Origin of the sequence: Photobacterium jeanii (assembly GCF_001650345.1) — a bacterium.
Taxonomy (GTDB): Bacteria; Pseudomonadota; Gammaproteobacteria; order Enterobacterales; family Vibrionaceae; genus Photobacterium; species Photobacterium jeanii.
Genome location: NZ_LVHF01000011.1, coordinates 1 through 21,189, shown reverse-complemented (window position 1 = coordinate 21,189; position 21,189 = coordinate 1). Strand labels below are relative to the sequence as shown.

18 protein-coding genes are annotated in these 21,189 nt (G+C 47.3%); 12 read left to right on the top strand and 6 right to left on the bottom strand.

What is annotated here, in order from left to right; all coding sequences use genetic code 11:
• Nucleotides 1-255 precede the first annotated feature (255 nt).
• From A3K86_RS01015 to A3K86_RS01005, 3 genes are all read left to right on the top strand, one after another.
• A complete protein-coding gene (locus A3K86_RS01015; protein ID WP_068326363.1) occupies nt 256-1,227 on the top strand; it encodes a TAXI family TRAP transporter solute-binding subunit in 972 nt (323 codons plus the stop codon).
• A 121-nt stretch (nt 1,228-1,348) separates the two neighbouring features.
• Nucleotides 1,349-3,937, top strand: coding sequence for a TRAP transporter permease (locus A3K86_RS01010; protein ID WP_068326360.1), 2,589 nt, complete (start codon nt 1,349-1,351; stop codon nt 3,935-3,937).
• A gap of 57 nt (nt 3,938-3,994) precedes the next feature.
• Nucleotides 3,995-4,450, top strand: a complete 456-nt coding sequence (locus tag A3K86_RS01005; RefSeq protein ID WP_068326357.1) for a universal stress protein — start codon at nt 3,995-3,997, stop codon at nt 4,448-4,450.
• Nucleotides 4,451-4,559: 109 nt separating this feature from the next.
• On the opposite strand, the gene A3K86_RS01000 is transcribed toward A3K86_RS01005, so the two are convergent.
• A complete protein-coding gene (locus A3K86_RS01000; protein WP_415860024.1) occupies nt 4,560-5,177 on the bottom strand; it encodes a flavin prenyltransferase UbiX in 618 nt (205 codons plus the stop codon).
• Nucleotides 5,178-5,201: 24 nt separating this feature from the next.
• Nucleotides 5,202-6,557, bottom strand: coding sequence for a UDP-N-acetylmuramate:L-alanyl-gamma-D-glutamyl-meso-diaminopimelate ligase (gene mpl, locus A3K86_RS00995; protein WP_068326351.1), 1,356 nt, complete (start codon nt 6,555-6,557; stop codon nt 5,202-5,204).
• Between the two features lie 187 nt (nt 6,558-6,744).
• Here mpl and fbp point away from each other — a divergent pair, with 187 nt between their 5' ends.
• Complete coding sequence (gene fbp / locus A3K86_RS00990; RefSeq protein ID WP_068326348.1) at nt 6,745-7,761, top strand: class 1 fructose-bisphosphatase; 1,017 nt, start codon at nt 6,745-6,747, stop codon at nt 7,759-7,761.
• Nucleotides 7,762-7,906: 145 nt separating this feature from the next.
• Complete coding sequence (ppa, locus tag A3K86_RS00985; RefSeq protein WP_068326344.1) at nt 7,907-8,434, top strand: inorganic diphosphatase; 528 nt, start codon at nt 7,907-7,909, stop codon at nt 8,432-8,434.
• A gap of 88 nt (nt 8,435-8,522) precedes the next feature.
• Here ppa and A3K86_RS00980 read toward each other — a convergent pair whose 3' ends face one another.
• From A3K86_RS00980 to tamA, 3 genes are read right to left on the bottom strand one after another with little or no spacing between them, the layout of a single operon-like run.
• A complete protein-coding gene (locus tag A3K86_RS00980) occupies nt 8,523-8,888 on the bottom strand; it encodes a gamma-glutamylcyclotransferase family protein (protein WP_232321886.1) in 366 nt (121 codons plus the stop codon).
• Between the two features lie 20 nt (nt 8,889-8,908).
• The gene (gene tamB / locus A3K86_RS00975) at nt 8,909-12,670 is read right to left on the bottom strand and encodes an autotransporter assembly complex protein TamB (protein ID WP_068326340.1); all 3,762 of its coding nucleotides are present in this window, start codon (nt 12,668-12,670) and stop codon (nt 8,909-8,911) included.
• The gene (tamA, locus tag A3K86_RS00970) at nt 12,667-14,391 is read right to left on the bottom strand and encodes an autotransporter assembly complex protein TamA (RefSeq protein WP_068326337.1); all 1,725 of its coding nucleotides are present in this window, start codon (nt 14,389-14,391) and stop codon (nt 12,667-12,669) included. Before tamA ends, tamB begins: the two co-directional genes overlap by 4 nt.
• Before the next feature lie 164 nt (nt 14,392-14,555).
• On the opposite strand from tamA, the gene msrA reads away from it, so the two are divergent.
• A complete protein-coding gene (gene msrA, locus A3K86_RS00965; RefSeq protein WP_068326630.1) occupies nt 14,556-15,200 on the top strand; it encodes a peptide-methionine (S)-S-oxide reductase MsrA in 645 nt (214 codons plus the stop codon).
• A 61-nt stretch (nt 15,201-15,261) separates the two neighbouring features.
• Here the strand turns inward: msrA and A3K86_RS00960 are convergent, their stop codons facing one another.
• Nucleotides 15,262-15,471: a DUF1107 domain-containing protein gene (locus tag A3K86_RS00960; protein WP_068326334.1), complete on the bottom strand. Its 210-nt coding sequence runs from the start codon at nt 15,469-15,471 to the stop codon at nt 15,262-15,264.
• A 279-nt stretch (nt 15,472-15,750) separates the two neighbouring features.
• Between A3K86_RS00960 and A3K86_RS00955 the strand changes: the two genes are divergently transcribed.
• The 6 genes from A3K86_RS00955 to A3K86_RS00930 all read left to right on the top strand — a co-directional run bounded on the left by A3K86_RS00955 (nt 15,751) and on the right by A3K86_RS00930 (nt 20,720).
• A complete protein-coding gene (locus A3K86_RS00955; RefSeq protein ID WP_068326332.1) occupies nt 15,751-16,302 on the top strand; it encodes a YtfJ family protein in 552 nt (183 codons plus the stop codon).
• A gap of 202 nt (nt 16,303-16,504) precedes the next feature.
• Entirely contained in the window at nt 16,505-17,230 is a 726-nt protein-coding gene (gene zrgA, locus A3K86_RS00950) for a zinc uptake protein ZrgA (protein ID WP_068326328.1), read from the top strand.
• Nucleotides 17,231-17,272: 42 nt separating this feature from the next.
• On the top strand, nt 17,273-17,968 hold the full coding sequence (locus A3K86_RS00945) for an ABC transporter ATP-binding protein (RefSeq protein ID WP_068326325.1): 696 nt from the start codon (nt 17,273-17,275) through the stop codon (nt 17,966-17,968).
• Nucleotides 17,965-19,224, top strand: a complete 1,260-nt coding sequence (locus A3K86_RS00940; RefSeq protein WP_068326322.1) for an ABC transporter permease — start codon at nt 17,965-17,967, stop codon at nt 19,222-19,224. Before A3K86_RS00945 ends, A3K86_RS00940 begins: the two co-directional genes overlap by 4 nt.
• Nucleotides 19,225-19,234: 10 nt before the next feature.
• Nucleotides 19,235-19,720: a DUF3299 domain-containing protein gene (locus tag A3K86_RS00935; RefSeq protein ID WP_068326319.1), complete on the top strand. Its 486-nt coding sequence runs from the start codon at nt 19,235-19,237 to the stop codon at nt 19,718-19,720.
• Nucleotides 19,721-19,850: 130 nt separating this feature from the next.
• Nucleotides 19,851-20,720: a TIGR03899 family protein gene (locus tag A3K86_RS00930; protein WP_084406458.1), complete on the top strand. Its 870-nt coding sequence runs from the start codon at nt 19,851-19,853 to the stop codon at nt 20,718-20,720.
• The last annotated feature ends 469 nt before the right edge of the window (nt 20,721-21,189 follow it).

Genomic DNA, 21,189 nt, shown 5'->3' with positions numbered 1-21,189 from the left:
GCTCACATTCATAGAAAATCCTCACCGCCTCGCATACATTCAACAACCCTTTTAATTTCAATAACTAAAGCCCGTTCCTTTCTGTAAATATTCAAACCCCAATATAGAAATAACTTTAAATTTGTTAACGTGATTTTAAAAAGTTAATTCAAGTTTGCTATCATCACCTTGAATTGCATCTCAATTAGGATGCCCGTTTCTATCAATGGAACGCCTAGCCATAGGCAAGATAACAACAATTAGGAAGGGACAAACATGGCATTGAAACAACTTATTAAAGTGACTGCTATCGCAGCTGCATTTGCAGCCTCAGGGATGGCAAACGCCCAAGAATTCATCACTATTGGTACCGGTTCAGTAACTGGGGTGTACTACCCAACTGGCGGTGCTATCTGTAAGTTGGTTAACAAAGATCGTAAAGAGCACAAAGTGCGTTGTTCAGTAGAATCCACTGGTGGCTCTATCTACAACGTCAACACCATGCGTGCAGGTGAACTCGACTTTGGTATTGTGCAATCTGACTGGCAATACCACGGTTACAACGGCACCAGCAAATTTGCAGATCAAGGCCCTTACAAGAAACTACGTGCAGTATTCTCTCTTCACACCGAACCTTTCAACATCATCGCACGTGCCGATTCTGGCATTAACGGCGTTGAAGATCTCAAAGGCAAACGCGTAAACATTGGTAATCCAGGATCTGGTGACCGCGCCACCATGGGCGTGGTGATGGATGCCCTAGGTTGGACCAACAAAGACTTCAAACTTGCCGCTGAGCTTAAAGGCTCTGAGCGTTCACAAGCCCTTTGTGATAACAAAATCGATGCCTTCATCTACATGGTGGGTCATCCAAACGGTTCAATCAAAGAAGCAACCACCTCTTGTGATGCCAAACTGGTATCAGCACAAGGTGCTGCGATCGATAAAATCGTTGCAGATAACCCGTACTACGCGAAAAGCACGGTACCAGGTGGCATGTACAAAGGCACTGATAACGACGTAAATAGCTTCGGTGTTGCCGCAACACTGGTTTCTTCTACCGATGTTTCTGATGACGTGGTTTACGCGGTCGTGAAATCCGTGTTTGAAAACTTCGATACCTTTAAACGTCTTCACCCTGCATTTGCCAACCTAAAACCAGAGCAAATGGTGAAAGACGGCCTATCTATCCCACTTCACCCAGGTGCAGTGCGTTACTACAAAGAAAAGGGTTACCTACCAAAGTAATCAGTTTCGACTAAAGTTAAGAGGCACTTGCTGCCAACCTATGCGCCGCCTCTGCGGCGCATAGTGCTTTCTTACACCCTAAATAAATACAACAACATAGCCCATCGAAGAAGGAAGATGCATGACGAAGACAACACAAACGTCGACAGATGTGCAGGATATGGTGGCGCAAGCAGACACAGGGGCAAGGAACCCAACTGGACTTGCCGGACGTATCTTATGGTTTGTACCGCTGTGCTGGTCGCTGTTCCAGCTTTGGTACGCTTCACCGCTACCATTTATTTTTAATTTCGGCATTTTAAACGACACCGAAGCCCGCTCGGTTCACTTAGCCTTTGCTATATTTCTCGCCTTTACTGCCTACCCAGCCTTGAAAGGTTCACCACGCGATCGTATCCCAGCCGTAGACTGGTTATTGGCGCTCGCCGGTAGTTTTGCTGCCGCTTATATTTATATCTTCTACACCAGCCTCGCCGAGCGCTCTGGCGCACCAACCACCCTTGATATTGTGGTCGCTGTTGCTGGCATGATTTTGTTACTCGAAGCGACACGTCGAGCACTTGGTCCACCACTTATGGTGGTGGCTGCGGTGTTCTTACTGTACACCTTTGGTGGCCCACACATGCCCGATGTGATAGCGCACAAAGGGGCCAGTTTGAACAAAGCCATGTCCCACTTATGGCTAACGACGGAAGGGGTTTTTGGGGTTGCCCTTGGCGTCTCAACCTCGTTTGTATTCCTCTTCGTCCTGTTTGGTGCCATGTTAGAGCGCGCAGGCGCTGGGGCTTACTTTATTAAAGTCGCTTTCTCGCTACTTGGTCATATGCGAGGAGGTCCAGCTAAAGCGGCGGTGGTTGCCTCCGGTTTATCTGGCTTAGTATCCGGCTCATCGATTGCGAATGTGGTTACTACCGGGACCTTTACTATCCCGCTCATGAAACGAGTAGGCTTTCCCGGCACCAAAGCTGGTGCCGTTGAAGTTGCCGCCTCGACCAATGGTCAGCTTACTCCGCCGATCATGGGTGCTGCCGCTTTCTTGATGGTCGAATACGTAGGAATTTCTTATGTTGAAGTGATCAAAGCCGCGCTTTTACCTGCGCTTATTTCCTATATCGCCCTGCTATACATCGTTCACCTTGAAGCCTGCAAAGCAGGCATGGCGGGTTTACCTCGCCGTTACAAGCCGACGATTGCGCAAAGTATGCTGTCTTTCACTGGAACTATCCTTGGTCTGGTGGTGATCAGCGCCGTGGTTTACTACGGTATTGGCTGGACCAAAGATGTCTTTGGTGCCGCTGCCACTCCAATGATTGCGGTAGCAATCTTGATTGCCTATGTCGCGCTGGTCAAAGTCTCGGCTAACTACCAAGACCACATCATGGAAAACCCAGAGGAAGAGCTGCGTGAAGTGCCAGATCCTGGTCCAACAGTAAAATCAGGGCTCTACTTCTTACTGCCTATTGTCGTGCTGGTATGGTGCTTAACCGTGGAGCGTTTCTCACCAGGGCTTTCAGCCTTCTGGGCAACCGTGTTTATGATTTTCATCTTGCTAACCCAGCGCCCATTGTTGGCAATGTTTAACAGGGAGAAAACCTTATCCGAAGCCAGTATCGAAGGCGTACATGATCTGCTAGAAAGCTTGGTATCTGGCGCACGTAACATGATAGGTATAGGGGTTGCCACTGCGGCGGCTGGTACTGTGGTTGGGGTTGTGACCCTCACAGGGATTGGCTTGGTGATGACCGACTTCGTTGAATTCATCTCCGGCGGTAACATCATGTTAATGCTACTGTTTACCGCCATCATCAGTCTAATTCTAGGGATGGGGCTACCGACCACCGCCAACTACATTGTGGTTTCAACCCTGATGGCTCCGGTTATTGTTACCCTTGGCGCTCAAAATGGCCTGATCATTCCATTGATCGCCGTTCACTTATTTGTGTTCTACTTCGGGATCTTGGCTGATGATACCCCGCCAGTGGGGCTGGCTGCTTTTGCCGCCGCCGCGATAGCAAAATCAGATCCGATACGCACCGGTATCCAAGGTTTTACCTATGATATTCGTACCGCCATTTTACCTTTCATGTTCATCTTCAATACTCAGCTGTTAATGATGGACATAGATTCATGGTGGCACCTCTTACTCACCGTGGGCTCTGCGGTTATAGCAATGCTGACCTTCTCCGCCGCCACTCAAGGGTGGTGGTTTACCAAAACCAAGTGGTGGGAAGTGGCGGCGTTATTACTCATTACCTTCTCGTTGTTCCGTCCTGGTTTTTGGTGGAACATGGTGTACCCAGCCAAGCACGAAATGCCTGGCGCCTTGATTGCCGATGCCGCCGATAAACTCGCGATTGGCGAACCTATCGAAATTCAAGTCATGGGTGAAAACCTTGAAGGTAAGGTGATCAGTAAGCATGTCTTACTGCCATTTGATGAGAACGCGATCAGCCCAGACGATCGCATAGCCTCAACAGGCCTAATGCTACGCCAAGAAGAGAACAAGATGCTGGTCGATATGGTGGAATTTGGTAGTCCGGCAGAAGCTGCTGGGATCGATTTTGATTGGGAAATCACCAAAGTTAGCTTACCTGCGGTTCGTCCAATGAAAGAGTGGGTTTTCGTTCCAACCTTATTGCTGCTATTCGCGCTAGGTTGGAACCAGCGCCGTCGCGCACTTCGCACTCAAGCTTCCACTACGAACGCATAACCCTCTAACCGCCTGCTCAAGCCACTCTTGAGCAGGCTTAAGTGAAAGAGATGAAGTATGTTTAAACAAATATTGGTTCCCGTTGATCTCAACGATAAAGGTTTTGCCGATAAAGCGGTGGAGCTAGCGGTTTGGCAGGCGCAACAAAACAACGCCACTATCCATTTATTAAATGTCTTACCGGGGATCCACATGTCGATGGTATCGAGCTATTTCCCCAAAGACGCTGCTCGCCAAATGAAGCAAGATGCGCAAAAGCAACTCAAGGCCTTTGCCGAGAAGTTCATTCCCGCAGAAGTGTTACACCATCAGTACATTTCGGAAGGAAAAACATGGACGACTATCTTAGAACACGCGGAGCGCGTCGGGGCAGACCTCATCATTATGCCAAGTCATAAACGCTCAAAAATTGATAAAGTCATGCTCGGCTCGGTTGCCAGTAAAGTCGTCGAAAACTCGCCGATCAATGTACTGGTACTCAAACCACAAAGCTATCACGACAGTAGCGACTAGCCCCATCCCCATTAACATCTACCTCTAAAAACAACAAAGCCCACGCTCAAGTCGAGCGCGGGCTTTGTTAGCTTGAAATGACATCTTGTCTTGGCAATGTATTTCACATCTATTTACGGTGATCGTAGCCCCAGCGAGGTACTAAACCTTGCTCAACACCAAGGTGATCAAGAATTCGAGCCACCATAAAGTCCACCAAATCCTCAATCGATTGGGGCTGGTGATAAAAGCCCGGTGCCGCAGGCATAATGGTCACGCCCATTTGCGATAGCTTGAGCATATTCTCAAGGTGCAACGTCGAAAATGGCGTTTCTCGTACCACAATGAGGAGCTGACCACGCTCTTTCAGCACCACATCTGCCGCGCGCTCTAACAGGTTATCTGACATCCCATGCGCAACCGATGCCAAAGTCCCCGCCGAACAGGGGCACACCACCATTTTCTTCGGTGCAGCCGAGCCCGATGCCACTGGCGAGAACCAATCTTCTTTACCACACACCACCAATTTAGAGGCATCACAATTAAGGTGTGCGGTTAATGCTTGCTGTGCCGCTTCTGGACCTGACGGTAACTTCAAACCGTGCTCAGTGGCTAACACCACCCGCGCAGCCGACGAAATCAAAAGGTAAACCTCATAATCGGCCGCCAACAAACACTCTAATAAACGTAGCCCGTAAGGGGCACCAGAGGCACCCGTCCAAGCCAGCGTGATCCGCTTATCGCTCATCATTACTACTTCTTTTTGTCTCAATTATTGCTGGGCTAGAGCGGTTAGGATTTTACCGTGAATTCCACCAAAGCCACCGTTACTCATCACCAAGATATGATCGTTTGGCTGTGCTTGGGCAACAATACGTGCCACCAGCGCGTCAAGATCATCATCTGTATACGCAGGCTGTTGGCAATGGTTGGCAATTTCATCCACTGACCACGGGATATTATCTGGCTGATAAATAAAGACTTCATCTGCCGCTGCCAACGCGGGTGCTAAATCGTGTTTGTGTACACCAAGCTTCATGGTATTCGAGCGCGGCTCAAGTACCGCTAGAATACGCTCATTGCCCACCTTGGCACGCAACCCGCCTAACGTCAGCTCAACCGCTGTCGGGTGGTGAGCAAAATCATCATAAACCTTGATGCTATTCGCCTCGCCTTTTAACTCTAATCGGCGCTTAGTATTGACAAACTTCGCCAATGACTCACAACCTAAATCAGCAGTAACCCCAACATGACGCGCCGCAGCTATCGCCATCAAAGCATTACTCACGTTGTGATCACCCACTAAATCCCACTTCACTGTACCGACGTGACTGCCTTCAAGATAAACCTCAAACTCACTACCATCCGCGACACATTTCTTTGCTTGCCAATGGCCGTCTTCACCGGTGAACTCGAGCTCACTCCAGCACCCCATCTCTAACGTTTGATCGATATTGCTCACCCCTTTCGGCGCCAAAATACGACCATTACCGGGTACAGTTCGCACTAAATGATGAAACTGGCGTTGGATCGCTTTCAAATCATCAAAAATGTCGGCGTGATCAAACTCTAAATTATTCATGATCAGCGTACGAGGGTGATAATGGACAAACTTAGAACGTTTATCGAAAAAAGCGCTGTCGTATTCGTCGGCTTCTACCACAAAGAACATGCTTTCACCTAACCTCGCGGAAATACCGAAGTTTCCGAGTACACCACCGACCAAAAAGCCTGGTTGGTAACCGCAATCTTCCAAGATCCACGCCAGCATACTTGCCGTCGTTGTCTTACCGTGAGTACCCGCTACTGCCATAACCCAGCGATCATGCAGCAAGAACTCCTGCAACCATTGCGGTCCAGAGGTATAACGTAAATTGTTATTCAGTACATATTCCACACAAGGATTACCACGGCTCATGGCATTACCAATCACCACCAAATCAGGGGCAGGGTTCAATTGAGCAGGATCGTAACCTTGAATAATTTCAATACCTTGAGATTCAAGCAAGGTACTCATTGGTGGATACACGTTAGCATCACACCCTGTTACTTTGTGCCCAAGTTGGCGGGCTAGCACAGCCGCACCACCCATGAAGGTGCCGCAGATTCCTAAAATATGGATATGCATAATTGTCGGCTCACAGACTAAAAAAATGTGAAGTCACGCTTTTACGTTACTTCGTTACCATAAAAAAGATCTTTATATACAATTAGATACCGAAAGGCTCTCTTGCCTATAACGTACAAAATTGTCCATAAGAGACATTGTACATGAGTTTTCAGCCCCCCATGACAACTTGATGCAAGGATTGTGTATGTCCGATATTAGAACCTTAGGTGAGTTCATTGTCGAGAAACAAAACGACTTCTCCCACGCTAGTGGTGAGCTCTCCTCTCTGCTTGGTTCAATTAAGCTTGCAGCGAAAATCGTTAACCGTGAGATCAATAAAGCCGGTCTGGTTGATATTACAGGCGCAGTAGGCTGCGAGAACGTACAAGGTGAAGAGCAACAAAAGCTCGATCTTTACGCCAACGAAAAATTTAAAGCGGCACTAGAAGCTCGCGACCAAGTCTGTGGCGTAGCCAGTGAAGAAGAAGACGAAGCGGTTGCATTTAACAAAGAGCTTAACCGTAACTCGAAGTACGTTGTTTTAATGGATCCACTGGATGGTTCTTCGAACATTGACGTAAACGTTTCCGTCGGTACTATCTTCTCGATTTACCGCCGTGTTTCCCCTGTTGGCACCCCACCAACACAAGAAGATTTCCTTCAACCCGGTCACCGCCAAGTCGCTGCGGGTTATATCATCTATGGTTCATCCACCATGTTGGTATACACCACAGGCAACGGTGTTCACGGCTTTACTTACGACCCGTCGCTGGGTGTATTCTGCCTCTCGCACGAAGACATGCGCATCCCTCAAGATGGCCGCATTTATTCGATCAACGAAGGTAACTACATTCGCTTCCCTCAAGGGGTGAAAAAGTACATCAAATTCTGCCAAGAAAACGTGCCAGAAGATGATCGTCCATACACCTCTCGCTACATTGGTTCACTGGTGGCAGACTTCCACCGTAACCTACTGAAAGGCGGTATCTACATGTACCCAAGCACTGCAACTCACCCTAGCGGTAAGCTGCGCTTGCTGTACGAGTGCAACCCGATGGCTTTCTTGATCGAACAAGCAGGCGGTATTGCTTCTGATGGTGCAACACGCATCATGGATCTGAAACCTGTCGAGCTGCACCAACGCGTGCCATTCTTTGTTGGTTCAACCAATATGGTGCGCAAAGTCGAGGAGTTCATTAAAGAGTTCCCGACCGAATACTAATACTTCCCCATGTCCGAGCTTGCAACCAAGCTCGGACATTTTTGCGATACACCACACCCTCACCGAAATTCGCTTCTTTTTTCACCACCTCTGGTTATACTTCTTGGCAGACTACATGGTTTTCACTCAGCAAAAGGAATGTGTTATGAGCCTAAACAATGTCCCAGCCGGAAAGGACATTCCAGAAGATATCTACGTTGTTATCGAAATCCCTGCGAACGCAGATCCGATCAAATACGAAGTCGATAAAGACACAGGCGCCCTTTTTGTAGACCGCTTTATGTCGACTCCGATGTTCTACCCTTGCAACTACGGTTACGTAAACCACACCCTTTCGCTCGACGGTGATCCGGTTGATGTCTTAGTGCCAACCCCATACCCATTACAGCCAGGCGCAGTGATCCGTTGTCGTCCAGTCGGGGTACTCAAAATGACTGACGAATCTGGCGAAGATGCCAAAGTGGTTGCTGTCCCTCACAGCAAACTCACCAAAGAATACGACCACATTCAAGATGTCGGCGATCTGCCTGAGCTACTCAAAGCACAAATCACCCACTTCTTTGAGCGCTACAAAGAGCTTGAGCCGAATAAATGGGTCAAAGTTGATGGCTGGGCTGACGCCGCTGCGGCAAAAGAAGAAATCCTCACCTCTTTCGAGCGTGCACAGAAATAATTACCAGCACACGAGGCGACAGATAAAAAATGCCCCAAGCACAGCTTGGGGCATTGTTATATCGATAAGGAAAGGTGACGATAACTTGCTAACGGCGGCACCAATCACCATTGCTAATCACAGGCGCGTGCGTCACTGAGTGTAAATACACATACAGCCATGCTGCGCCATAAGGCGTTACCACCAGTTCGCGATCGTAGCCCGTCGGATATTCTTCTAGTCGATCGAGCGCAGCGAAAGTCTCACTGTCTACCTGATACACTTCACCATGTAACGGCGCTTGGGAGTGCTTATCAACGATAACCCCAGGATATGGTCCCAAATCATGCAACACATAACCTGAGCTAACCACAGCCTCACCGAGGCACTTCGCATGCTGTAGCAAAGCATGATTAGATTCCCCTCGGCGCAAGGTGCCATACACAAAGACTAATTCCATATTGGTACTTTCCATCGCAGCGACTTCCTTAGCGATTAATCAAATTCAAACTGATATAAGAAATCGATAGAGTTGTATTCACTCTGGATCACTTCAACATACAGATCGGTTATCAAGCGATAACGAACCGTGAATACCCCGAGACTATCGAAGATCCCAACCCCATATTTCACTTGCAGCCCAGGTGCAATATAACCGCTGATCGTCACTTGTGAATCATTACCTGAGCCTGCGGTATCCACCGCGAGATCTTGTACCCCGAAGGCCTGACCCACATCACCCACCAGCTGACTACCTTGCGCCAAGCCCATGCTGATCAAGGCTGTAGTCATGGCCGAGCTATTGTCGCCCGATTCGCTGTCGATATCCTTACCGCGCAAGATATAAGACAGGGCATTTTGCTGCGGCATCGCGGGATCGGAGAAAATATCAATCTTAGGTGCATCAGCAGGTCCGGTCACACGAATACCGGCAGTAACGCTATCTTCGATATTGTCAGGATCGCGGATCGCTTCCATCGATAGATAAGGCTGATCGGCAGGACCATTAAACAAAATCTGACCTTTGCGGATCACCAACTCCTGTCCAAACGAGCGATAGGTACCATTCTTGATATTCACTTCACCGTAAACCAACGGCTCATTATCTTTTTGACGAACGTTGAGATCACCTTTCAAATTGGCTTTCAAGCCAAAGGCTGAGATTTTCACGTCGTTACCAATCTTCACTAATACATTGGTTTTGACCTTAAATGGCAACGGTTTCTCTTGCTCTATTGGCTGTAAATCCTCGTTGAGGATCACTTCATCGTCAGAGACTTTCACCGCAGATTGCGGTAATTGGTCTACCGTGATCCTGCCCCACGGAATGTTAATGCTACCGCTGATCTCCGCTTCTTTGGCTGTCGCGGCGATCTTCAAGTTAGGCGACACTTTCATTGCCAGCATTGGCGGTACATTGACCCCCAACTCATTGCCGTTAACGTTAAGTTCACCAGACCATTTAGCTAAATCAGCCCAATCGCCTTTACCGCGCAACAAAAGCTTGCCGTCAGGGGTGATCACACTGCCATGCAACTGTGCTTGATAACCTGAAAAGCTTGCAGTTACATCGGCTTGCTCGACATCGACTGGGGCAGTTTTGCCACTCATCTTCACCTTGCTAACGCTCAAATTACCGTTAACCGCAGGATGTAATGCTGGCCCCGTTAGGTGTAAGTTGGCATCCACTTGCCCACCAAAATCATGAAAATCGGTCAGTAACGGATGCAGGAAATCCAGCACAAAACGGTCGATCTTCAACTTGGCATCTATGGTCTGCTTACCTTCATCAGTCGCTAGTCGCGCTTGACCACTAACATCACCGTTATCTTTAACCGCAATCAGCCAATCCGCATTCAGCACATCATTTTTCCACTCGGCATTGGCGGTCACTTTATCCCAACCAATATTCAGTGGTGGCTGCTTATCATCAATTTGCTGAGTGACATTACCCGCAGGCATAGTCACCGCAGCTTTAACATAAGGTTTTGACTCAGGAGCCCACACCGCTTCGACATTCGCGCCCACTTCACCTTGCACCGTTAATTCCGGTGGTAAAAAAGGTTTAATGATATCGAAGTCAAAACGCTGCAATGCCACTTTGGCATGACCCGATGTGCCCGCTTCAAGTGGTTCGGTCAAACATAAGCCTGCGCTATCTTGTTGCCAACAGTGCGCTGCCACCGTCGCGATCGCAGTATTGAGGTTATAACCAATCGCGGTTGGCTTATTGAGTCGCCACGGTCCAACAGGTGTACCCAGTTCCGCTTTCACTAACTTCCCTTGCCACCCTACTTTGCGATCTAACTCCCCGACCATTTGAATGGCGGCACTAGCTGGCTCACCCTTCAGATCAACATCAAGCTGATGTTGTTTCTCGGTACCCGTGAAGCTTAACGCTAAGCTATCAAGCTTAATGTCTTCGTACTTTCCTTGCTGAGCTTTCAGTTGAATGTCGGCATTTAGCTGTGGCAGCGGGGTCACGCGACCTTTTAAGCTAAAGCTGTTAAGGCTTGCCAGTGACTGCCAACCAAGCGCGCTCCCTTGTAAATCGAGTGCAATATCGGGCTCCATCATTTTGCCCGATAGCGCGACATTACCAACAACCGCGCCTTTTAGATCCGGAACTGATTGTGCAAGTGCAGGCGCATTGATTTCAGCCGACATGTCCCACTCTTTACTGAGCGAACCTTTAGCTAACAAGCTGTTCGGGCCATGGCTAAGTGATAGACCATTCGTCACCAATTCAATATCACCTTTACCGGCAGTATCTTTGGCATCCAATTGACCTTGCAAAGCAAAGTCTTGGTTCATCACCTCACCATCAACGTTAAGGACAGGTAGCTTCACAAACCAGCCACCTTTTGAAGTTAATCCGCCCGAGGTACTAAGCTCGCCGCTCAAATTCCCCGGCACTTCTGGCCACTGTTTACCCGGTTGAATCGTGGTAAACGCCAACTGCCCTTGCCATTTCACCGCTTTTTGCCAACTCGCCTTGGCTTTACCGGAAATTTCACCACCAAGGGTATCGACTTTGAGCGATGACAATTCCACTTGGTTAAGGTCGCCTTTACCTTTGAGCTTAACCGCGACTTCCGGCATTGGCTGACCATCGATATCACTCTTAAGATCAAACCGGAAACCATCCAGATCGCCTTTAGCACTAAGCGCGGTATCGCTAACTTCAAACTCCGCTTTGCTATCAATTGGCCATTGAATATGATCACTGGTTAACTTGATATCGAAAGGCAAAGTCGGCTCAAGTGGTGATAACTGCCCCGCCAACACCGCATCAATCGTGCCTTTTAAATTGGCATTTAACGCTAATTTGGCCACTGAACCTGTTGCCTGTAATGCCAGTTGATGGTTTTGTAACGGCGCCATCGCAATGGCTAAATCCGCATCCAAGTTCAACGGGTAATCTTGTTGCAATGAAACATCCGCGGTCGCATTCAACACCGCTTGCGGCACATCCAGTAACAGCTTATCTAGACGAACATCATGCCCTTTGGCATAGCCGACGATCTCAAGCTGGTTTACTTTTTGTGGGGTATCACCTTCAAGGGTGAAATCCGTTACCGTAAACCTTTCAATATCAACATTTAATGGCAGTAACACCTCAGGCAAAGCGATCGCAGTAGGTGTTTGGCCATTTAGCTGCTCGCTCTGCTGAGGATTAGATGCATCTGCAGCTTCCTCACTCGGTGCTAAGCGGAGGTTGATCCCTTGCCAGTCGGTCGGCTTTAAGCTCACTTGTGAACCCGCTAACTCAGCGGCAGTCGCAAAATGTTGCCAAGTGACATGATTACCCAAAATCGCCAATTCGATATCATCAAGACGTACGCGTTCAATCGAAATTGGCACAGGTAAGTTAATCACCTCGTTACTTGTTTCAGGCTCAGGTTCAGCTTCGTCAGCCGTTGCTGGAGGTAATTCAGGCATCGCAAAATTTACCCCTTGCAACGCCAACTCACGGACACAAATTTGAGGCTCAAGTAGGCAACGATCATCAAGATCCAGTGCAAGTTGCTGCGCCTCAAGCGTGATCCCTTGATCTTGATATTTCACCCCTTGCAGCGCTAAGCCGCGAAACAAAGCGCCTTGGCTGTTTTCAACCGTTAATGCAGGCAGGGCTTTCTGCGCGCCCCACACTGCCAACTTGACGCCAGCAGGGGTATAGAGCAACGACGCCACCAGCAGAATAATGAAGACCAGAGTGGCCAGTACGGCTATTGAGATGCGCTTTAGCCAAATCATAATTCAGGCCCCAAGGTAAAGTGGATTTGGATTTGATCGCTGGTAGGACGCTCAAGCCCCCACGCTAAATCTAAACGAACCGGGCCGACAGGAGATGCCCAGCGCACCCCGACACCAGCACCACGGTGCCAGTCAGGTGTTTCGATCCATGCCGAGCCGTAGTCATAAAACATCGCGCCCCACCAATTGCCGTACACGCGATATTGATACTCTAAAGTAGACGCTAACATGTACTGACCACCGCGGAGCTGGCCTCCGTTATCACGCGGGGCGATGGACTCATAACGATAACCACGAATCGTATTGTCACCACCAATAAAGAAACGCATTGATGGCGGTACATCTTCAATACGATCGGCGATCACCGCACCACCGTCGAGTTTCAACAAACCACGGTGGTTTTCACCAAGACTACGGATCCATGCACTACGACCACGAATACGACCAACACGGGTATCTGAGCCTAAATTGGGATCGGCATACTCAACCGAGATCAACTGCTTGTCACCCCATGTCGGCATTGCACCGCCACGAGAGCGTGATTTGGTATAGGTGATCCCTGGAATAAACATATTCAACACCCGTTTTTCTGACTTACCTTGGGTGAAGTTCTCATTGAGCCAGCGTAGCGAGGCAATACGCTTCCAGCCATGAGGCAGTAACCAGTGACGCTCAAGACCTGCGGTCATTTCCGTACTGACGGTGTCATGATTATCGGTATAACTTAGCCCACCAACAATTTGGTAGTAATCATTCAAAACATCATCAAGCGGGATTTTATAGGCGGCTTCGACTTTCGGTTGAACCAACGACAGCTCGGTTTTCACATTCAAGCTATGACCTGCGCTGTTGATCCACGGCTTTTTCCAATTGAATTTAAGGCGTGGACCCGTATCGGTGGAATAACCAATACCCGTCTCAATTTGATTCCTTTTTTGCGGCGCTAAACTGACTTTGACGGGTACCTTATCGCCATCGAGCTCGTTAACGTCACCGCCAACGAAAATGGATGAGAACCAACCAACGTTAGAGAGACGTTGATTAAACTCGCCAAGTTTAGAGGCTAAATAAGGTTCGTTTTCTTCATAAGGGATCAGGGATTGCAGACGATCTTCTTCGATCTGGCTACCAGTGAATATGGTTTGCCCAAAGTTGTAGCGAATGCCACTGTCGAACGTAATATAGATAAAAGCTTCATTTAACGAAGGAGCGACTTCTAATGCCCGCTTTTCAAACTTGGCATCGAAATAGCCTTTTCGTAACGCTAAGCTGCTCAAGCCTGATTTTAATGCTTCGTAATTACCGTGGTTCAGCGCCTCACCAAGACCAAGTCCACTGCCTCGAACCAAGGCAATAAAGTCCATATCATCCTTGGCTGCACCGTTGATAATAATGTTACTACGAGCAATGCGGGTCACAGGTCCAGGATCAACCGTAACCGTGATATGACTATCATCATCGCTTTTTTTGATCTCGTACTGAAAAGTGGGGTTGTAATGGCCCAGTGCTTTTAGCGCATCCTTAATTTCTGATTCAAGTTGTTCGCGAAAACGTAAGGAAATGCTGTAATCATCTTCGGCAATGCTCTGAACATAAGCATCGACATTATCTTCAAGCTCCCCATCTAGCCCTTTGATATTTAATGTTGTTTTGGCACTGACAGGAATAGAAAAAAGTAAAGCTGCAGCGGTAAGGCTTAACCGCTTATACAATGGATTCATTCTTTGCTTCTTTTTTATTAAATTTTGACCCAATTTGCGCTCAAAATATTCTGACAAAGCACAGCGTTAGCCGCCAGCTTTTCTTTGCTAAAAAATTGATCATTGATTGTACTTCCCAATTTCACTACTTTCTTTATATCACGCAGCAGAAAAAGGAAGTCATTATGACGCTGACCAAACAAACCATGATTTCGCAGGAAGCGGCACTCATAGGTCGAGCAACACCGATCATTCCCTCTCATCGTCACATCGTGCTTAATACGCCGCTTGACGATACGATCCCTGACGGGTTGGATTCGCTGATTGTTGGCATGGGATGTTTCTGGGGGGCTGAGCGTCTGTTTTGGCAACAAGAGGGCGTGTATAGCACTGCGGTAGGCTATTGTGGCGGCTTTACACCTAACCCTAGCTATGAAGAAGTGTGCTCCGGAAAAACAGGTCACACTGAGGTGGTTAAGATAATTTTTGATCCGAGCATCCTACCCTTATCACGGCTGCTTGCCCTATTTTGGGAAAACCATGTACCAACAGAGGGCATGAGACAAGGTAATGATATTGGCACTCAATACCGCTCTGCACTCTACACCCACTCATCAACCCAATACGACCAAGCAATTAAAAGCCTTGAGAACTATCAACAAGCGTTAGCACAACATAGTGATAGTGCAAAAATCACCACGGAAATCTGTCCAGCCAGCACCTTTTACTTTGCTGAAGATTACCACCAACAGTATTTAGCCAAGAATCCCAACGGTTATTGCGGCCTAGGTGGAACAGGGATCTGTTTCCCGCCATCGTTACAACCCTAATACTCGACTATGGCGACAATAATAAATAGCTTACCTAGTAAATAGCCCCGTTATCTCGGGGCTAATAAGCTTCTGCTGCCAGCAATTGGATTTCTTTATTAACTTCCGTTAGCGCACTTAGTGCTTTGATGTCGTTAGACTTGGGCGGTAATAAACGCCCACAGTCAAACTCAAAAGCCCCAACCCCCATTATAAATAGGCGCCCTCGAAAGTAGCTTTTGACATAACGCGCAATTTGATTTGGTCGGTACTGTTTGAATATTTTTAGCATGAGTTCCTCTCTTCAACATAGCTATAGACCCGCAGAAACACAGAATGTTTCAATCATCGCGTCTTTAACTCATGCAATAAATCAGCCATTAATCCGTAATAGCCTATCGCACTCCCCTAACTTTATAGACTTTAGAACAAAACCACCGCTTTGCTTACGTTATCCACTCAAGTTCTCATATTTTCAGTGACAAACTTCGCGATTTAGCAACTGGTATAACCAGATCAACCTAGATTTACTAAGATAATATGGCGTCTAACTACAATTGGAATAATGACAATGAATAAGAAGCTAATCATCACCTTACTAGCTGGTTTACTGCCAACGATTGCCTCAGCCCACAATCTGACTGTAGGTCAACCAGTGCCTATGGTTGAAGTACAAGACAAAGGTGAGATTGTTCTCAACCAAGACAAGGTTGCTTACCAAGCATGGAGCAGTGACCAACTACCAGGCAAAGTTCGTGTCATTCAGGCCATTGCGGGTCGTAGTGCAGCGAAAGAAATGAACGCTCCGATGATTGATGCTATCAAGGCGGCTAACCTGCCAAATGACAAATACCAAACAACGACTATCATCAATCAAGATGACGCTATTTGGGGTACCGGCGGTTTCGTTAAATCATCAGCAGAAGACAGCAAGCGTGAATTTTCTTGGTCTTCTATGGTGTTAGACGCAAATGGCAGCGTACAGCAAGCTTGGGATCTGCAAACCGAGAATTCGATGATTGCGCTGCTGGATCCACAAGGAAAGGTGTTATTCGTTCAAGAAGGCAAACTATCAGATCAACAAGTTAAGCAAGTAATGAGCTTAATTAACAATAACCTGTAACAATCCCTCGGGTTTTCGATCATATCAGAGCGCGCAGTGTGATGTTATACTATTACAACACGTGACATTGCACGCTCTCTATCAGAAAGGTATGACGCAAAACTGGAACTATTCCACTTAATGTTTGTCTTTCATTATTGCAGCGCGCTTTTAGCGTCACGAGTTTGATAAACCGTTTCTGCAACTTTCAAGGACAGTAATAATGAAGTTCACTCGTACACTTTGTGCCACCATCCTAGGCGCTGCCATTTCAGGGCAGGCATTCGCTCATAACCATCACGATCATGGCGAAGAATTTCGTCAGCACGATGCTCACGTTCACGGCGTGGTGGAGTTAAACATCGCGCAAGATGATAACGCGCTTCTCATTGAAATTACCGCGCCTGGTGCAGATGTGGTTGGTTTTGAGCACGCACCAAAAACAGACGAACAAAAACAAGCTTTTGAAAAGGCACTGACCAAACTCGCTCAACCAACTAGCTTCATCAAACTCGCAACTGCGGCACAATGTAAACTCACCGAATCTGATGTTACAGAAACACTGACGGCCAGTCATGAAGGTCATGATCACCATGACCACGATAGTCACGACCACCATGATCATGATAAACATGACCATGACAACCACGAACACCATGATCATGACAAACATGACCATGATAACCACGAGCACCATGATCATGACAAACATGACCATGACGACCACGAACACCATGAGCATGATAGCCACGAACATGATCATAGTGGTCACGGTGAGTTTTCAGCACAATATACATTCAGCTGTGACAACATTGATGCCCTTACCGAACTTCAACTGGATTGGTTTAAGCACTTCACTGCGACTGAAAAAGTAACCATCCAAGCAATCACCAACAAAGGGCAAAGAGCAGGCGATCTAACACCGTCTCAAACCCAATTTAAGTTCTAATCGCTTTCCAAGGGGCTTCGGCCCCTTCTTCGGTAATACAAAATGAATGTAATTGAAGTATCAGATCTGGCATTTCGCTGGCCTCGCCAGGCCTCAGATGTACTAAAGATCTCAGAATTTACAGTTAAACAAGGTGAAAAGGTCTTTCTTGAAGGCCCAAGTGGCAGCGGTAAATCGACACTGCTTGGTCTATTAGCGGGGATTAACCAAGCTTCACACGGTGAAGTCACCATTTTAGGTCAGAAGTTTAGTGAGCTAAAAGGAAGCCAACGCGATAAATTCCGCGCCAATCACATCGGCTATATTTTCCAAATGTTCAACCTGCTGCCTTATTTGTCAGTGATTGAGAATGTCATGCTACCTTGTCGCTTCTCGCCACTACGTCAGCAACGTATCAATAGCAGTTTAGAACAAGAAGCCAAGCGACTCCTTAAGCAGCTCCACCTTCCAACCGACTGTCTCAACAAACCTATTTCCGAGCTCAGCATCGGTCAACAACAACGTGTCGCCGCCGCTCGTGCACTGATGGGGCAGCCTGAGTTACTGATTGCCGACGAGCCAACGTCCTCACTAGATCATAACAATCGTGAAGCCTTCATCGAATTACTGATGACAGAGTGTGAGCGTTCCAATACCACCTTACTGTTTGTAAGTCATGATCAAACCCTACAAGGCTTGTTTGATCGCACCGTTTCACTCAACGAAATCAATACTACTCATCACGAGACAACATCATGAAGGCCATTTTGCACCTGGCTTGGAAAAGCCTAACGAACCGTAAAGCGACTGCCTTACTAACTATTCTCACCGTCGCTATCTCAGTTACTCTTCTACTTGGTGTAGAACGTGTTCGTACTCAAGCTAAAGCTAGCTTTGCCAATACCATTTCAGGCACCGACTTAATCGTTGGCTCTCGTGCAGGGCAGGTCAACCTACTTCTGTATTCCGTTTTCCGTATCGGTAACGCCACCAATAATATTGATTGGAAAAGCTATCAAGAAATCACCTCACATCGCGCCGTAAAATGGGCAATTCCAATCTCATTAGGGGATTCGCACCGTGGCTTTCGCGTTATCGGCACCAACGGTGATTATTTTGAACACTACAAATACGGTAAGAAACAACCTTTAGCTTTTGCACAAGGCATCCCTTTTACCGGATTGTTTGAAACCGTCATTGGTGCAGAAGTCGCACGAAAGCTCAACTATAAGATTGGTGACGAAATCATTATTGCGCACGGTATCAGTGATAAATCCTTTAATCGTCATGACAATCTGCCATTTAAAATTGTCGGGATCTTAGCGCCTACAGGCACCCCGGTTGACCGCAGTGTGCATGTATCACTAGAAGCCATTGAAGCGATACACGTAGGCTGGGAATCCGGTGCTCGTCTCGGCCCAACACCAGCGGCTGAAGTCTTACTCCAACATGAGTTTAAGCCCAAGCAAATCACGGCTTTCATGGTTGGGCTTAAATCGAAAATCCAAACTTTCGCCCTTCAACGCTATATCAATACTTATAGTAAAGAACCTCTGAGCGCCATCATGCCAGGGATCGCTCTTCATGAACTATGGCAAATGATGTCTATTGCCGAACAAGCACTGCTCGTTGTCTCTGGGTTCGTGGTAATTGCAGGGTTACTTGGCATGCTATCGAGCTTGTTAACCAGTCTGAACGAACGTCGCCGTGAAATGGCAATCCTCCGTGCGACTGGTGCGCGCCCAAGCCATATCTTTTTCTTACTGATCAGTGAAGCCACTTTCCTAACAGCAATTGGTATTTTAGTTGGTACCATGGTGCTCTACGGATTGTTATTTATTGCTCAACCTGTGATCTTGTCTCATTTTGGCATGTTCATTGAGATCACGCCCCTAAACAGCTATGAACTCTTACTGCTAGGCTTGGTACAATTGGCGGGTATTTTAGTAGGTATTATTCCTGCGATTCGTGCTTATCAGCATTCTTTATCTGATGGCATGACAATCAAAATTTAAGGGATTACAAATGAAGAAATGGCTTATCGCTTTATGCTGCTGGCTACCTCTGGTCGCCCAAGCTGCCGAGCCACTCACTTTAGACTGGCTCGACTTGGTGCCAGAAAATGAACGTGCAATGATTAATGAACAAGGTATTGCCGCTTTCATTGATCACACAGGAGCCCCAGCCAAACAAAGCAAAATGGGCAAAGTACGTGAAGAGCTAAACGGTAGCCAAGTACGAATCCCAGGCTTTGTGATCCCACTAGAGGGTGACGATAAGGCTGTGACCGAGTTCTTGTTAGTGCCTTATTTTGGTGCCTGCATTCACGTACCACCACCACCGCCGAATCAAATCATCTACGTCAAATACCCATCAGGCGCTCCAATTCAACAATTATGGGATGTGGTTTACATCATTGGAGAACTTAAAACACAGCATGTTAGTCATGATCTCGCTGAAGTAGGGTACGTCATAGAAGGGACTGACTTAGAAGAATACGACGATATGTAATATCACCATCCACTAAGGCTAATACATTGGTATTAGCCTTTTTTCTACCCAGATTTTAAAAACCTGCCTATAGTTTTGACAGCGAGAGTCGATAAATACCTATCCACTTATTTTCTTAGCTTACTGAACTATGACAACGTCTACCGAGAAAAACGCCACTGAGCTCTCAACTCATGTCAAAGCAAGCTCATCACATACCAACAATCAAAATAACCTTCGTACCAGTAAGCAGTGGACCCAAGCGATAGCAAAGCAACTGGCAGTCAACTATCTCATCGAGCCAACGGAAGGTGTTTCCCTTGAACAGCGAACACTCACCAGAGAAAAACGCTCAAGAGAGTTAGAACAACAAAACCTAGAGCAAATATTTAAGCTGACCCACGATGTCTGTAATGATGAAAGCGCTCATAGCCCAGATCCTGATTGGCTCGCTCAGTTCATGGCTATCGCCAAAACAATCCATAGTCCAAACATGCAAAAACTATGGAGCCGTGTACTCAAGCGAGAAATGACGACACCCAATAGCTTCTCTATCAAAGCGCTAGAAACACTCAAGCGAATGACCAAGCGCGAAGCGCATGCTTTTCAACATCTCTGCACCCTCGCAAGCAGCTTTGGTAACGAACACGGCAAAAAACTAATCACAGGTATCAATTACTACAGCACATCACTATTAATCTTACCGAAACAAGAACAGCGTAAACTCAGCCTAGGGCAATACCAACTTCCTTATCATGAGCTTCTTTCATTAATCGATCTGGGTATTCTCTTTAGCTCTGAGCTTGAATCCGGTGAAATTAACTCACAACAGCCACTCACACTGACCTATCAACAACAGCACTACAAACTGCAAGCAATCAGCAAACGCTGCAGCCTCCTCTATTACCGCTTATCGCCTGTCGGAAACGAACTTGCCCACTTACTACCAAGTAGCAAGCATGAAGGCTATCAAAACGAACTCATCAGCCTCTTATCCCAACATTTTTCTGTAGAGTCCTAGATTTCCCAAAAAGCAGCAACAAAGATAAACTCGTCCGCCTCACTGACTATAGATAAATTGATAAAGAGAAAGACAGGCTTGTGGAAATGTAGGAAAGGAAATAAAAGAAGTGACTAGACAGGAATCGCCTACGAAGGTGCTAGCTTATGACCTAAAATGACTATGGGTTGCTAGTTCCGAGACGAGCAGATCAAATTACCAAACAGCAGACGCAAAAAGCCCGAGCCCTTCCCGCCCCACAATCAAAAAGCTTAGTCTCAGTGTTGGAGCGGACGGGACTCCCCATACCAAAAATCAGCGCGCCCCTCGCCGTGACAGGCCGCTGCCTTCAAGGTAAAGAGGCTAACCCGCTGAACGGCCGCTTCCAATCCGTGATTAACCAAAATATAAACGTAAAAAAGCCCGAGTCTTTCGACTCGGGCTTAGTATAAGTGGCGGAGCGGACGGGACTCGAACCCGCGACCCCCGG